The 14,377-nt window shown below is 74.0% G+C and carries 12 protein-coding genes; 9 read left to right on the forward strand and 3 right to left on the reverse strand.

All coding sequences use genetic code 11. The annotated features are described in order from the left end of the window. Positions 1-62 precede the first annotated feature (62 nt). Both WA788_RS03995 and WA788_RS04000 read right to left on the reverse strand, forming a co-directional pair. On the reverse strand, positions 63-317 hold the full coding sequence (locus WA788_RS03995; protein ID WP_335971644.1) for a hypothetical protein: 255 nt from the start codon (positions 315-317) through the stop codon (positions 63-65). Positions 318-575: 258 nt separating this feature from the next. Beyond that, a complete protein-coding gene (locus tag WA788_RS04000) occupies positions 576-1,310 on the reverse strand; it encodes a bifunctional DNA primase/polymerase (RefSeq protein ID WP_335971646.1) in 735 nt (244 codons plus the stop codon). 585 nt (positions 1,311-1,895) lie between these two features. On the opposite strand from WA788_RS04000, the gene WA788_RS04005 reads away from it, so the two are divergent. Continuing rightward, positions 1,896-3,596 (forward strand): PP2C family protein-serine/threonine phosphatase, encoded by a 1,701-nt coding sequence (locus tag WA788_RS04005; protein ID WP_335971648.1) that lies wholly within the window; start codon positions 1,896-1,898, stop codon positions 3,594-3,596. 373 nt (positions 3,597-3,969) lie between these two features. Further along, entirely contained in the window at positions 3,970-5,382 is a 1,413-nt protein-coding gene (locus WA788_RS04010) for an aminopeptidase P family protein (protein ID WP_335972214.1), read from the forward strand. 81 nt (positions 5,383-5,463) lie between these two features. Here WA788_RS04010 and WA788_RS04015 read toward each other — a convergent pair whose 3' ends face one another. Next, positions 5,464-5,907, reverse strand: a complete 444-nt coding sequence (locus WA788_RS04015) for an ATP-binding protein (protein ID WP_335971649.1) — start codon at positions 5,905-5,907, stop codon at positions 5,464-5,466. Between the two features lie 201 nt (positions 5,908-6,108). Between WA788_RS04015 and WA788_RS04020 the strand changes: the two genes are divergently transcribed. The 7 genes from WA788_RS04020 (at position 6,109) to pheA (ending at position 13,837) form a co-directional block, all read left to right on the forward strand. Next, complete coding sequence (locus tag WA788_RS04020; RefSeq protein ID WP_335971651.1) at positions 6,109-6,987, forward strand: hypothetical protein; 879 nt, start codon at positions 6,109-6,111, stop codon at positions 6,985-6,987. 234 nt (positions 6,988-7,221) lie between these two features. Beyond that, positions 7,222-8,040, forward strand: a complete 819-nt coding sequence (locus tag WA788_RS04025) for a YcnI family copper-binding membrane protein (protein WP_335971652.1) — start codon at positions 7,222-7,224, stop codon at positions 8,038-8,040. 92 nt (positions 8,041-8,132) lie between these two features. After that, the gene (locus WA788_RS04030) at positions 8,133-8,792 is read left to right on the forward strand and encodes an SCO family protein (protein ID WP_335971654.1); all 660 of its coding nucleotides are present in this window, start codon (positions 8,133-8,135) and stop codon (positions 8,790-8,792) included. Beyond that, the gene (locus WA788_RS04035; protein WP_335971655.1) at positions 8,789-9,391 is read left to right on the forward strand and encodes a copper chaperone PCu(A)C; all 603 of its coding nucleotides are present in this window, start codon (positions 8,789-8,791) and stop codon (positions 9,389-9,391) included. The genes WA788_RS04030 and WA788_RS04035 overlap by 4 nt, the downstream gene beginning before the upstream one ends. A gap of 7 nt (positions 9,392-9,398) precedes the next feature. Continuing rightward, entirely contained in the window at positions 9,399-11,435 is a 2,037-nt protein-coding gene (locus tag WA788_RS04040; protein WP_335971656.1) for a copper resistance protein CopC, read from the forward strand. Continuing rightward, positions 11,432-12,766, forward strand: a complete 1,335-nt coding sequence (gene efeB / locus WA788_RS04045; RefSeq protein ID WP_443033970.1) for an iron uptake transporter deferrochelatase/peroxidase subunit — start codon at positions 11,432-11,434, stop codon at positions 12,764-12,766. The genes WA788_RS04040 and efeB overlap by 4 nt, the downstream gene beginning before the upstream one ends. Before the next feature lie 141 nt (positions 12,767-12,907). After that, positions 12,908-13,837 (forward strand): prephenate dehydratase, encoded by a 930-nt coding sequence (pheA, locus tag WA788_RS04050; RefSeq protein WP_335971657.1) that lies wholly within the window; start codon positions 12,908-12,910, stop codon positions 13,835-13,837. Positions 13,838-14,377 lie beyond the last annotated feature (540 nt).

The raw sequence follows: 14,377 nt of genomic DNA on the forward strand, positions 1-14,377 counted from the left end.
CGCACCGACGCAATCCGTCGCGCCGCCGCCTTCCGGGTACTGATCTCGTCGTCCGGCCCGGTTCAGTCGTCGCCCGCGGAGCTGTCCGGGGAGGGGCTGGCGTGGGCGGTGTTGTGGCCGACGTCCCCGCGGTGCTCGACGTCGTGGCCGGAACCGGCGGTGGCCACCGCGAGGGCCAGTACGGCGGCGAGCGCGGCCGCACTCGCGAGGGCGACCCGGCGCAGGCCGTCGGCTCCCGACTGGTCGTGGCCGGCGCCCCGGGCGCGCCCCCGCCGGCCCGAAGCGTTTGACGGCTGCTGCGACTTCAAAGGGCTCACCTGCGCTCGATGTCCGGGGTACGGGTGAACATAACGCCCACCGTCCGCCGGTGGTTCCGGCGACACCCGGCCCCTACCCCGCCGAAGGCCGTCCAGCACCCTGTCGGCGGCCTGTTCCCGTCCCCGGGAGGCCGTTTTGGCGGTACGGGCCGCCCGCCCGCCGACCATCGGACCGGGTGCCGTTCAGTCGGGCCCGGTCCGTTCATCAGACCGGGTGCCGTTCATCGGGCCCGGTGCCGTTCATCGGGCCGGGACCGCTCAGTAGCGCAGCCGGTCCCCGTCGGGCGCGGTGCGGCCGGCCCGGACCAGCGCGTCGACGAGTTCGTCGATCTGCGGCAGCCACGGGGTGCGCTCGGCGGTCCGCATCGCCCGGACCGCGTCGGCCACCCGGCCGGCCCGCACCGCCGCCCTCGGCACGATCGGCACGACCGGCTGGCGCACCCACCGCAGCGGGCCCGGCAGCCCGCCGGCCGGCGGCAGCGCCACGTACCCGCCGTCGCCGTGGTAGCGCAGCGAGGTCGGCACCCATTCCTGGCGGTCGAGCAGTTCGCCCAACTCGGCGAGCGAGTAGGGCGCGACGAGGAAGATGTAGCGCGTCGGGGTGGCCACGACCGGGCCGAGCCGGCAGCCGAGCTGCCCCATCGCCTCCAGGGCGCGCGCGCCCGCGGTCGCGGGCAGGCTCGCCGCCGAGACCCGGTCGCCGGTGGCGAGCACCACGGGGGCGTCCGGCCGCCGGGTCCACCACCAGCGGACCATGCGCGGGTCGCGGGTCGCGGCCAGCAGCCCGGGATCGACCGGATGGACGCCGGGCACCACGCAGTTGGGGCGCCCGCAGGCGCAGCCGGAGTTGTGCGGGTCCTGTCTGTCGAGCCCGACGCCGGGTACCACGCGCCACTGCCACCGTTCGGCGTAGGTCAGCGCCGCGTCGACGTACGCGGTCCGCTCCCTTCGCCGAAGAGAGATCTTGCGTCGCCTTCCGAGGATCTCGCGCATCAGCGCTCGTTCCTTTCCGTTAACGCCCAGGGATCTGCCCACTGCACAACGTAACTGTCGAGCACACCGCATACGAGGCAGCGCACCGCACTGCCAGCCGAGCGTGGAACGTGGCGGAGGGTGGCGCGTCATCGGCGCTCTTGGCTCGCGCTGAACTCACCGCGCCCTGGTCGCGGGCCATGTCGCATGGTCCGTACCGGACGCCGCACCCTTTGCCACTCGGGGTTGGGTCGGCCGTCAACTGTATACGTGCTACGACGCTTGAGCCGGACTTCGGGTTCCTACCCAGCACCCGCGAAATGACGCGCTGTTGGCTGGGGCCAGTCGATCGTGCGCATACACCGGGGGCGGCTGTTTTCGGCCAACATCCGGAAAACAGAGCCGTCCGGGGCACGCTTCCGACACCACTCCGTGTACCGGGACAATCCTGGACATGCCCGCGATCGTGCGTGTAGAAGTGGGGTCTTGACAGCAGCGCAGCACACCATGGGGGTTTGCGATGCTATTCATGCAGACGCGCCGCGCATTGCGGACGAAAAGCGACGATTGTTCCACCGGCCGGCACCCGGCCGAAAGCCTTCGGCCATGAGCACCGCACGCGTCGGAAAAGTGGCCGGAAGCGAGCCGTCCGCTCCCGTCCGGGCGGACACTGGCGCCCCTGTCCCCGCACCGGCCGCCGCGGCGGCGACCGTCGCGGCCACCGCAGCCGTGATCTCCGGGCCGGGCGCTGCCGCCACCGCGGCCGGCCCCTTCCCACAGGACGCGCCGCTTCCGGTGCCGCACGCGCAGGGCCCCGCGACACGCGCGGCTCCGCCCCGCGGCACCCTTGACCACTCCCATGCCGTCCAGGACCGGCTGGCCGCCTGGGTGTGCGACCTGTCCCTGCTGCACGGCCTGACCGAGCAACTGGCGCGGACCGCCGCGCTCGACGACGCGCTGCACGAGGTACTGCGGGCGGGCGCCACCCTCGTGGGCGCCCGGCGCGGCCTGGTCACCCTCGACCCCGCGGACGGGCTGGGCCCGGCGACGGCCGTCGGGCTGGGCCTGGGCCGCAGCGACCTCGGCACCCTGGAGACGGTCCCGCTCGCCGCCGCGCGTGCCGAAACGCTGCTGCCCGACCTGCTGCACGGCCCGGGCCCGTCCACACGGCACCGCGAGGTCGCCGCGCAACTGGGCCTGGCCGCCAGCTACGCGGTACCGCTCCTCGCGGAGGGCGCCGCTGAGGACGCCGGGCAGCCCCCGGCCGGACCGGGCCCGTCGTACGAGCACACGTACGAACCTGCGTACGGCGCTGACTCCGGCACCGGTCCGTACGATGCGGCCCCCTACGATCCGGCCCCGTACGGCCCCGCTGCCGACCACAGCTCCGCTTCCGGCGACCCCGCCGACCGGTCCGCCGACCGCCCCGGCAGTCGCCCCGCCGGCCACCTCGGCACCGCCGTCTGGTTCTACGACGACCCCACCGCCCCCACCGACCGCCAGCGCCGCCTGGCCGGCCTCTACCTGCGGTTCGCCGTCGAGCACATCGCGCGCTGCCTGGCGCTTCACCGGGCCCGCGCCGCCGCCCGCGCGCTGTCCGAGGAACTGCTGCCCACCCGGCTGCCACGCGTGCCCGGCCTGCGGATGGCCGTACGCCATACCTCGGGCCCGCGCGGCGGCGGCGACTGGTTCGACGCGATGACGCTGCCCGAGGAGGCACTCGGACTCACCGTCGGCGGGGTCACCGGTGCCGGACCGGGCGCCGTCGCCGCGATGGGACGGCTGCGGGCGGCCCTGCGGGCGTACGCCGTGATGGAAGGTGAGGACCCGGTCGCAGTCCTCTCCGACCTGGAACTGCTGATGCGGCTGACCGAGCCGGCCCGCAGCGCCACCGCGCTGTTCGCGTACGCCACCGCGCTGCCGGGCGGCGGCCGCAAACTGACCATGGCGGGCGCGGGGCACTGCCCGCCGCTGATCGTCGGCGAACGCCGCTGCGAGTACCTCGAGACCTCGCTGTCCGCGCCGCTGAACATGCTCACCTGCTGGGAGGCGCCCAGCGCGGAGCTGGTCCTCCGGCCGGGCGAGAGCCTGCTGCTCTACACCGACGGCCTGCTGCACCGCACCGGGGAGCCCGCGGACCGGGCGCTGTCCCGGCTGCACTCGGCGGCGCAGTTCGCCCCCAGGAGTGTGCGGGCCGACCCGGAGGCGCTGGCCGACCATGTGCTGCGCGTGCTCCTCCCGGACGGGCGGGACCGGGCGGAGCACATGGAGGACCTGGTGCTGCTGGCCGTCCGCTTCGACGACTGACGGCCGCGAGCCCGCGGGTCCCGGGTCCACCGGCCCACGAGTCCACGAGTCTTCGGGTCTCCGGTCCGATGGGTCCTTCCGCCGTCCATTCTCCCCCTGCCGCACCCCGGCGCCGCCGGTTTTCCACAGGCCGGACCGCGGGGCGGTCCCGGTTGTCCACAGGCCCCCGGACCTGTCAGGGGCGGCGCCCATACGATGGACGAAAGGGACCATTGCGAGGAGGCAGGACGTGGCGAAGGCCGAGGACAGGCAGGACACGGCGGGGGGCCGGGGCGAGGAAGCCGAAGCGGCGGCGCGGTCCGCGGCGGGCGAGGCGGCGGGCGCTGCCGCCGACGCGTCCGGTGACGAGGTCGCCGAGGGGCAGGAGAGCGCGATCAAGACGCGCAAGAACGGGCTGTACCCCGGTGTCTCCGACGAACTGGCCGCGTCCATGAAGAGCGGCTGGGCCGACACCGAGCGGCGCGGCCTGGAGCCGATAGCCCAGGCTCCTTATGCGGCCGCGCGCCGCGCCGCACTGTCCGCGCGCTTCCCGGGCGAGCGGATCGTGGTCCCCGCGGGCAATCTGCGCACCCGCGCCAATGACACGGACTACCCCTTCCGCGCCTCCACGGAGTACGTGCACCTGACCGGGGACCAGACCCAGGACGCCGTCCTCGTCCTCGAACCGCTGGAGGAGGGCGGCCACACCGCCACCGCCTACCTGCTGCCGCGCTCCGACCGGGAGAACGGCGAGTTCTGGCTGGACGGCCAGGGCGAGCTGTGGGTCGGGCGGCGCAACAGCCTGTCCGAGGGCGAGCAGCTCCTCGGCCTGCCCTGCGAGGACGTCCGCACGATCGCCGACGTGCTGCGCGAGGCGACGGGCCCGGTGCGCGTCGTGCGGGGTTACGACGCCGGGGTCGAGGCCGCCCTCACCGACAAGGTCACCGCCGAGCGGGACACCGAGCTGAAGACGTTCCTGTCGGAACTCCGCCTGGTCAAGGACGAGTTCGAGATCGGCGAGCTGCAGAAGGCGTGCGACTCCACCGCCCGCGGCTTCGAGGACGTGGTGAAGGTCCTCGACCGCGCCCAGGCCACCAGCGAGCGGTACATCGAGGGCACCTTCTTCCTGCGCGCCCGCGTCGAGGGGAACGACGTCGGCTACGGCTCGATCTGCGCCGCGGGTCCGCACGCCACCACGCTGCACTGGGTGCGCAACGACGGCCCGGTCCGCGCCGGCGAACTGCTGCTGCTGGACGCGGGCGTGGAGACCCACACCCTCTACACCGCCGACGTCACCCGCACCCTGCCGATCGACGGCCGCTTCACCCCCCTGCAGAAGAAGATCTACGACGCGGTGTACGACGCGCAGGAGGCCGGTATCGCGGCGGTCAAGCCCGGCGCCGCCTACCGCGACTTCCATGACGCGGCGCAGCGCGTGCTCGCCGAGCGGCTGGTCGAGTGGGGCCTGCTGGAGGGCCCGGTGGAGCGGGTGCTCGAACTCGCCCTCCAGCGGCGCTGGACGCTGCACGGCACCGGCCACATGCTCGGCCTCGACGTGCACGACTGCGCCCAGGCCCGCACCGAGACCTATGTGGACGCCGTACTGGAGCCGGGCATGGTGCTCACCGTGGAGCCGGGGCTGTACTTCCAGGCGGACGACCTGACGGTGCCGGCGGAGTACCGCGGCATAGGGGTGCGGATCGAGGACGACATCCTCGTCACCGAAAGCGGCAACCGGAACCTGTCGGCGGGGCTGCCGCGCCGCTCGGACGAGGTCGAGGAGTGGATGGCGGGGCTGTCCGGCTGAGCGCCCGCGGCGCGGGCCGGACCGGTGGGGCGGCGCCCTGTCCTCGGCAGGAGCGCCCGGTCCGCTCGCGCGGAGCCGGCGTCAGGATGCTTCGAGCAGTGCGTCCTGACGCCACTTGAGCACCTTGTCGAAGGCCACGACCGTGCCGTGCCCCGGCCGGTCGTGGTACTGCACGTGGTCGACGAGGGTCTCGATCAGGAACAGCCCGCGGCCGTGCTCGGCGTACTGGCCGCGCAGCGTCAGCGGCCGGGCCGGTCTGCGGCCCCGTTCGCGCGGCAGGCCCGGCCCCGAGTCGGCCACCTCGATCCGGCAGCAGTCACCGTCGATCTCGGCGGTGACGACGTAACCCGTGGCCGAGCCGGCGTGCTCCACGGCGTTCGCACACGCCTCGGTCAGTGCCACCGACAGGTCGAAGGAGATGTCGGGGTCGACCCCCGCCGAATCCATGGTCCCCAGCAGCAGCTTCCTGGCCAGCGGGACGCTCGCGGCCTCCCGCCGCAGATGGAGTGACCACCAGATGCTCATGCTCCAGCCTCCTGGCCCCCGGCTCGACATACGGTTACGTATTGCCGCGAAGGCCCTGGAGTAAGCGCGATGTTGACGTGATGCCGCTCATTCGGCGGATGCGTTTGCCACCCGCCGGGGTGTAGATGCCGCACCGCGGGTGTGAGGGGAGCAAGGGCGCCGTAGGCGGGCGGAAGCGGCAGTGAGATGATGACGGCCGTCATGGCTGCGCCTTCCTCCGCCTCCTGCCTGCCCGCGCCCACCGTGCGCGCGGGTGCCGGGATGCGACTGCTGCGGACCGCGGTGTTCACCGCGGTCTGCGTGCTGCTCGCGGCGGCCGGGCACGCCATGGCGTCGGGCCGTACGGTGCCGGCCGCCTCGCTGGCGCTGGGCTGGCTCGCGGTCTTCGCGGTCGTCGCGCCGCTCGCCGGCCGGGAGCGCGGACTGCCCGGCATCATCGCGCTGCTCGCGCTCGGCCAACTCGCCCTGCACCTGGTGTTCAGCACCGGCCAGATGTGCGCCTCGGCCACCGGTTCCGTGCGGGGCGCCGCCACCGGCAGCAGCCTGGTCGCCGTCGCCGCCCGGCTGGTGTGCAACAGCGGCGGCGGCAGCACGGCGCTCACCCCGGGGGCCGCGCGGCAGGTCGTCCTGCGGGCCGGCCTCGACCCGGCCGGGCTCGGTGGCGCCGCGCCCGCCGGGGACACGCTGATGCCCGGCATGTCCGCCGGTTCGTCCGGCACGGGCGCCGTCCACGGCGCCCACATGTCGCTGCCCGCGATGCTGCTGTCGATGTGCTCGCTGCCCATGCTGCTCGGCCACCTGCTGGCCGCCGTGGTCGCCGGGCTGCTGCTGCGCCGCGGCGAGGCCGCGCTGTGGCGGCTGGTCCGGCTGTCGGTGCGCAGCGCCACGGAACTCGCCTCGCTGCCGCCGTCCGCGCTGCGCCGGGCCTGCGCGCTGCTGGCGGCGCTCGCCGCGGCCGTGCCCTGCGCCCGCCGACCGATACGGGGCGCCGCGTGGCCGGTGGCGGCCCGGCACCGTACCGTCTGGCTGCGGCACTGCCTGGCCAGGCGCGGTCCCCCGGCGGTCGCACTGGCGGCCTGACGCGGCGTCGGCTCCTCACGGGGAGCGCCGACGGAAGCGCGGGTCGCCCGCCGCCCTCCCACGAGTGTCTTCCTCCCCCGAGGTCCCCGCACCGCACGCCCTTGAGGACGCACGGCCGCGGAGCCCGGGCACGGGTACGCGCACGGGCTCGGGGCGGCTGCCCGCGTCATCCCGCGCACCCTGTGTGCGCGGCCCACCGTCAGCGCACCACTTCCACGTGGAGATACCCCTGCCATGAGCAGTTCCCGTATGCGCGGCCGTGCCGCGACCGTCGCCGCGCTCGCCGGCTCGGCCGTCCTGCTGGCCGCCGTACCCGCCTTCGCCCATGTCACCGTGCAGCCGAGCACGGCCGCCAAGGGCAGTTACAGCACCGTCTCGTTCAAGGTGCCGTGCGAGGAGGACAACGCCTCCACCGTCAAGCTGGAGGTGAACCTCCCCACCGACCACCCGATCGCCTCGGTGTCGATCCAGCCGGTGCCCGGGTGGACCGCGAAGGTCACCACGACCAAGCTCACCACCCCGCTGAAGACCGACGACGGCACGGTCACCTCGGCCGTCACCAAGATCACCTGGACCGGGGGGAAGATCGAGCCCGGGCAGTTCCAGCAGTTCCCGGTCTCCCTCGGGCCGCTGCCGGAGGACACCGGCACGCTGACGTTCAAGGCGCTCCAGACCTACAGTGACGGCAACGTGGTGCGGTGGATCGAGATCCCGCAGGCCGGGCAGCCCGAGCCGCAGAACCCGGCGCCCTCCCTCCAGCTCACCGAAGCGGACAGCGGCTCCGGCGCGACGCCCACCGCCACCGGCAGCGCCGCGTCGGCCCCGCAGTCCGGCACCGCCGCGGCAAGCACCACCGCGTCGGCCGGTGACAGCGACGGCACCGCCCGCGCACTGGGCATCGCCGGGATCGTGGTCGGCGTGATCGGCGTCGGCTTCGGCGTGTACGGCGGGCGGCGGCGTACGGCCCCGGCCGGCACCGGCGGCAGCGGCGGCTCGGGCTCGTCCGCGGGCGCCGGTGACGGCTCCGGTGACGGCTCCTCGCCCTCGGCCTGACCGGTCCCCTGCCGGGCGGCCGCGGTGCGCGCACCGTACGACCGCGGCCGCCCGGCCCCTTCGAGCACTCGCGAACAGGAACCACATCTCTCATGCGCACCACCGTCAAACTCGGCGCCGTCGCCGTGACCGCCTCGGCCGCTCTCCTGCTCACCGCGTGCGGGGGCTCCTCCTCCGGCAGCGACTCCAACGCCGCGGCCGTCGTGTCGACCGCCGCCTCCCAGGGACCCGGCGTCGCCCTGGACACGCCGTTCGCCAAGCCCGCGCTGGTCCTCACCGACAACCACGGCAAGCAGTTCGACCTGGTCAAGCAGACCGCCGGGCACCCGGTGCTGCTCTACTTCGGCTACACCCACTGCCCAGACGTGTGCCCGACCACGATGAGCGACATCGCACTGGCCAAGTCCAAGCTGTCCAAGGCCGACCAGGCGAAGCTCCAGGTGGTCTTCATCAGCTCCGACCCCACCCGCGACACCCCGGCCCGGCTGAACTCCTGGCTCGGCGCGATCGACAAGAGCTTCATCGGGCTGACCGGCAAGTTCAGCACCATCCAGGCCGCCGCCCGCACGCTCGGCGTCGGCATCGACCCGCCGGTCAAGGAGAAGGACGGCAGCATCACCGTCACCCACGGCGCCGAGGTGCTGGCCTTCTGGCCGAAGGACAACAAGGCCCACGTGCTGTACATGTCCGGCACCAGCGCGGACCAGTACGCGCGCGCCCTGCCGAAGATCATCAGGAGTGAGCGGTCGTGACCGCGACCAGGTCCGCGGGGCGGCGCACCCGGGTCGGCGCGGCCGCGCTGGTGGTGCTCGCCGCGGTGGCCACCGGCGGCAGCATGGCGCTGACCGGCTGCTCGTCCTCGGCAGGCTCGGCGGCGGGCTCGACGCCGGCCTCGTCCGGCGCGTCTGGCGCGTCTGGCGCGTCGGGCGCGTCGGGCGCGTCGGGCGCCGACGGCGCGAACGCCAAGGCAGGCAGTCCCGCCGCGCTCGCGATCAGCGGCGGCTACATACCGCAGCCGCTGCTGACGGACATGGCCGCGGCGTACTTCACCGTCACCAACACCGGCGGGACCGCGGCCCAGCTCACGTCGGTGACCAGCGGCCTGGCCGCGCACGCCACCTTGCACACCACCTCGAACGACACCATGCAGCAGGTGATGTCGCTGACCGTGCCGGCCGGCGGCAAGCTCACGCTGAGCACCGGCGGCGACCACGTGATGCTGGAGGACCTCACCCACAAACCCGCGGTCGGCGACAAGGTGACGCTCACCCTGCACTTCGCACACGCCACGCCCGCCGCGGTGACCGTCACCGTGCCGGTGCGCCCGACGACGTACCAACCGGAGGGCTGACCCGCCGATGGACACACGGTCGTACGCAGGACCGCCCGGCGCCCGGCGGTCGTGGCCGCGGCGCGCGGCGGCGCTGCTCGTCGGGCTCGGGGCACTGGTCGGGCTGCTGCTCGGCACCGCCGTGCCCGCCTCGGCGCACGCGGCACTGATCGGGACCGACCCCGCCGACGGGTCGGTGGTCAAGACCGCGCCGCAGCGGGTGGTGCTCACCTTCTCCGAGGGCGTGCTGCTGTCCGACGACTCGCTGCGGGTGCTCGACCCGCACGGCACCGATGTCGCCGCCGGCACCCCGGGGCACGCGCAGGGCAAGAACTCGGGGGCGACCTCGACCGTCGCCCTCAAGTCGGGCCTGGGCGACGGCACCTACACCGTCGCCTGGCGGGCGATCTCCCAGGACAGCCACCCCGTCTCCGGCGCCTTCACCTTCTCGATCGGCGCGCCCTCCCGGACCGACGTCGACCTGTCGGGCGTCGCGGCGCGCGGCGGCGGTGCGGCCGGCACGCTCTACGGTGTCGGCCGCTACGTCGCCTACGCCGGCTTCGCGCTGCTCGTCGGCGCCTCGGTGTTCCTGTCGGTGTGCTGGCCGCGCGGTGCGCTGCTGCGGCCGCTCCAGCGGATCGCGGCGACCGGCTGGGTGGCGATGGCCGCCTCCACGATCGCCTTGCTGCTGCTGCGCGGGCCCTACGTCAACGGCAAGGGGCTCGGGCAGGCGCTCGACCTCGGGGTGATGCGGGACCAGCTCCAGACCAGGCCGGGGGCCGCGCTGCTGTCCCGGCTGCTGCTGCTCGCGGCGGCCGCGGTGTTCCTCGCGGTGCTGTTCGGCTCCTACGCCCGGCGGGAGGACCCGGAGGAACGGGCGGACCTCGCCTGGGGGCTGGGCATCGGCGGCACGGTGATCGCCGTCGGCATCGCGGCGACCTGGGCGATGGCCGAGCACGCCTCGGTGGGCATCCAGCACCAGGTCGCGATGCCGGTCGACGTGGTGCACCTGCTGTCCATGGCGGTCTGGCTGGGCGGGCTGATCACGCTGCTGACCGCGCTGTGGGCGCCCTCGCTCGCGGGCCGCCCGATCGAGCCGTACGCGGTGCGCCGCTTCTCGCTGCTCGGGCTCATCGCGGTCACCCTGCTCGTCGGCACCGGTGTCTACCAGGCGTGGCGCCAGATGGGCAGCTGGCGGGCCTTCACCGACACCTCCTACGGGCGGCTGCTGCTGATCAAGATCGGGCTGGTCTGCGCGCTGGTGACCGTCGCCTGGTTCTCCCGCCGCTGGACCGCGCGGCTCGGCCGGACCCCGGCCACCGCAACGGCCGCAGTAGCGACCACGGCCACAGCCACGGCCGCTGCCGCGACGGCGGCGCCCGCCTCGGTCCCGGCGGCGGCCGCCGACCGTACGAAACCGGCGGTCGCGGCCTCCGGCAGCGGCGGTGCGGGTGGCGCGGACAGCGCCCGGGCCCAGCAACTGCGGCGCCAGCAGGCCGCCCGCAGCGCGGCGCGGGCCCGCAAGGTGCTGGCCGCGGACCCCTTCCGGGGGGCGCTGCGACGTTCGGTGCTGGCCGAGGCGGCGGTCGCGGTGGTACTGCTCGGTGTGACCACGGTCCTGTCCGGCTCGCAGCCGGGGCGGGCCGCGGAGGAGCAGAAGGCCCTGGCCCCGGCGCCGTCCGCGTCCTCCGGCACGGGCGCCACCTCCTCGGACCAGGCGCCGATCGCGGTCACCGTGCCCTATGACACCGGTGGCCCGAAGGGGAAGGGCACCGCGGCGGTCACGGTGACGCCGGGACGCGCCGCCACCCCGAACCAGGTGCGGCTCGTCCTCAAGAACACCGCCGGGACCCCGGTCGACGTGCCCGAGGTGCGGTTGGCCTTCACGCTGCCCGCGCAGAACCTCGGTCCCATCCCGATCACGCTCAAGCACACCGGCACCGGCAGTTGGACGGCGAGCGCGGCCCAACTGCCGCTCCCGGGCACCTGGCAGATGTCGGTCACGGTCCGCACTTCGGACATCGACGAGGTGACGGAGACGAAGAAGGTGAAGGTCACTTCGTGAGTGCCACGGACAGGACGGCGGGACGCTCCGCCGGGAAAACCTCCGGTCAGGTCTCAGGCGCGGGCGGGGCCGGCCCCGAAGCCGCCGAAGCGGCGGCCCGGCCCGGGGTCAGCCGCCGACGGCTGCTGGGCACCGCCGGCGCGGCGGGAGCGGCCGGGCTGGTGGTCGGCGGCGGCGCGGGCGCCGCGGTGGCCACCGGCACCCGTGACGAGCCGACCGCCCTGACGACCGTCGGCTCCGCGCACGTCCCGTTCGAGGGCGTGCACCAGGCCGGGATCGCCGACCCCGCGCAAGCGTGCGGCCACCTGGTCGCCTTCGACCTCAAGGCGGGCGCGGACCGCAAGGCGGCGGCCGCCCTGCTGCGCCGCTGGTCGAACGCGGCACGGGACATGACCGCGGCCGGCCGCCCCACCACGCCGGCGGCGTACGACGACCAGGTGGCCGACGACGCGGGCCCCTCCTCCCTGACCGTCACCTTCGGTTTCGGACGCAGCTTCTTCACGCGGACCGGGCTGACGTCCAAGCTGCCGACCGCCCTGGCGCCGCTGCCGGACTTCCCCGCGGACCGGCTCGACCCCAAGCTCAGCAACGGCGACCTGTGGGTGCAGATCGGCGCCGACGACGCGCTGGTCGCCTTCCACGCCCTGCGCGTGCTCCAGAAGGCCGCCGCCGGGACCGCGACCGTACGCTGGCAGATGAACGGCTTCAACCGCACCCCCGGCGCCACCGACCGGCCCCGCACCGCGCGCAACCTCATGGGGCAGATCGACGGCACGAACAACCCCAAGCCGACCGACGCGGACTTCGACAAGCGGATCTTCGTACCGGCGACCGGCTCTCCCGACTGGATGGCGGGCGGCTCGTACGCGGTCGTCCGCCGGATCAGGATGCTGCTGGACACCTGGGACCACTTGTCGGTGGCCGAGCAGGAGCGGGTGGTGGGGCGCCGCAAGTCCGACGGCGCTCCCCTGTCCGGCGGCGTGGAGACCACCCCCGTCCAACTCGACAAGATCAACGCCGACCGGTCGCTCGCGATCGCCGGTGACGCCCACATCCGGCTGGCCGCGCCCGCCTCCAACAGCGGTGCGGCCATGCTGCGCCGTGCCTTCTCCTACCACGACGGGATCGGCGCGGACGGCACCCCGGACGCGGGGCTGCTGTTCGTAGCCTGGCAGGCCGACCCGATGACGGGCTTCGTGCCGGTCCAGCGCAAGCTCGACGGCGCCGACGGGCTGTCCCGCTTCCTGCGCCACGAGGCGAGCGGGCTGTTCGCGGTGCCGGGCGGGGCGGGGAAAGGGGAGTACGTGGGCCAGCGCCTGCTGGAGGGCTGAGCGTCGAGCCCGCACGGCGGGAGGGCTGGCGCGCGGGCGCCCGGCGCTGGGCTCCCGCGTGTCTCGTACGTCCGTGCGACGTCCTGGGAACAACCGTACGGGACGGGCGGGTGCGGCCGCGTGGGCCATTAGGCTGAACTCATGTCGTCGGCGAGCCGTTACACGTATCTGGGGCCTGAGGGCACCTTCACCGAGGCCGCGCTGCGCACGCTGCCCGAGTCCGCCACCCGCGAGCTGGTCCCGATGGTGTCCGTGGCAGCGGCGCTGGACGCGGTGCGCAACGGCGAGGCGGGCGGCGCGCTGGTGCCGATCGAGAACTCGGTGGAGGGCGGCATCACCACGACCCTCGACGAGCTGGCGTTCGGCACCCCGCTGATGATCTACCGCGAGGTGCTGCTGCCGATCGCGTTCGCGCTGCTGGTCCGGCCGGGCACGAAGCTGTCGGACGTGAAGACGGTGACCGGCCACCCCGCCGCCCAGGTGCAGGTCCGGCAGTGGCTGACGACGCACCTGCCGGACGCGGTCTGGGAGTCGGCCGCCTCGAACGCGGACGGCGCCCGGCTGGTCCAGGAGTCGCGCTACGACGGCGCCTTCGCCGGCGAGTTCGCCGCTCCGACCTACGGGCTCGAACCGCTGGCCACCGAGATCCACGACGCCTCGAACGCCACCACCCGCTTCGTGCTGGTGGGCCGGCCGGCGCGGATGGCGGCGCCCACCGGGGCGGACAAGACGTCGGCGGTGTTCTGGCTGCGCGACGACCACCCGGGCGCGCTGCTCGACCTGCTCCAGGAGTTCGCGATCCGCGGGGTGAACCTGATGCGGATCGAGTCCCGGCCGACCGGCCAGGGGCTGGGGCAGTACTGCTTCTCCGTGGACGCGGAGGGCCACCTGACCGACCGGCGGGTGAGCGAGACGCTACTCGGGCTGCACCGGCGCTGCCTGAAGGTGCGGCTGCTCGGGTCGTACCCGCGTGCGGACGAGATCGCGCCCGTGGTGCGCCGCGGTGCGAGCGACGAGGAGTTCACCGCGGCGGCGGACTGGCTCAACCGGGCGCTCGACGGCCGCGCCTGAGGTCTTCCCGGGCAGGGACGGGCCGCGACCAAGGGCCGCAGTGTGACACGGCGTGACCACCACCCCGCGCCCTCTGGCGTTTGCCTTGGCTTTGCCCACCAGCCATCTTGCGAGTTGTCCACAGAGTTATCCACAGGGTCGGCGCGCAGGCTGTGGGTAACTGGGGACAAGTCGACAGTGAAAAGCGGCCAAGTCGACAAATTGGTACACAGCCGCCAGCTCGCCCCGGAGTGCGACACCTCACCCCGCGTCACCCCAAATCCCCCTCGCCATCCTCCCGGGGGAACAGATCTCACCCGAAAGTGAGTGTGGAACGGGTTTGCGCGGGGAATCCATAGCCGAACTCCGACCCCGGGAAATGATCTCTCCACTTCTCCACAGATCTCTCCCACACCCTGTGGACAACGGGCCGAGATTTCCCCACCGCCTGTGGATAACTCGGCCGCAGAGGGGCCCGCGCCCCCTCCGGTAGCGGCCTCCGCAGTGGATCAACTCCGTTTCTCCACAGGCCGACCGACCCCACCGGGCGACCGCCGGAAT

Source organism: Streptomyces sp. CA2R106 (genome assembly GCF_037034245.1).
GTDB lineage: Bacteria > Actinomycetota > Actinomycetes > Streptomycetales > Streptomycetaceae > Actinacidiphila.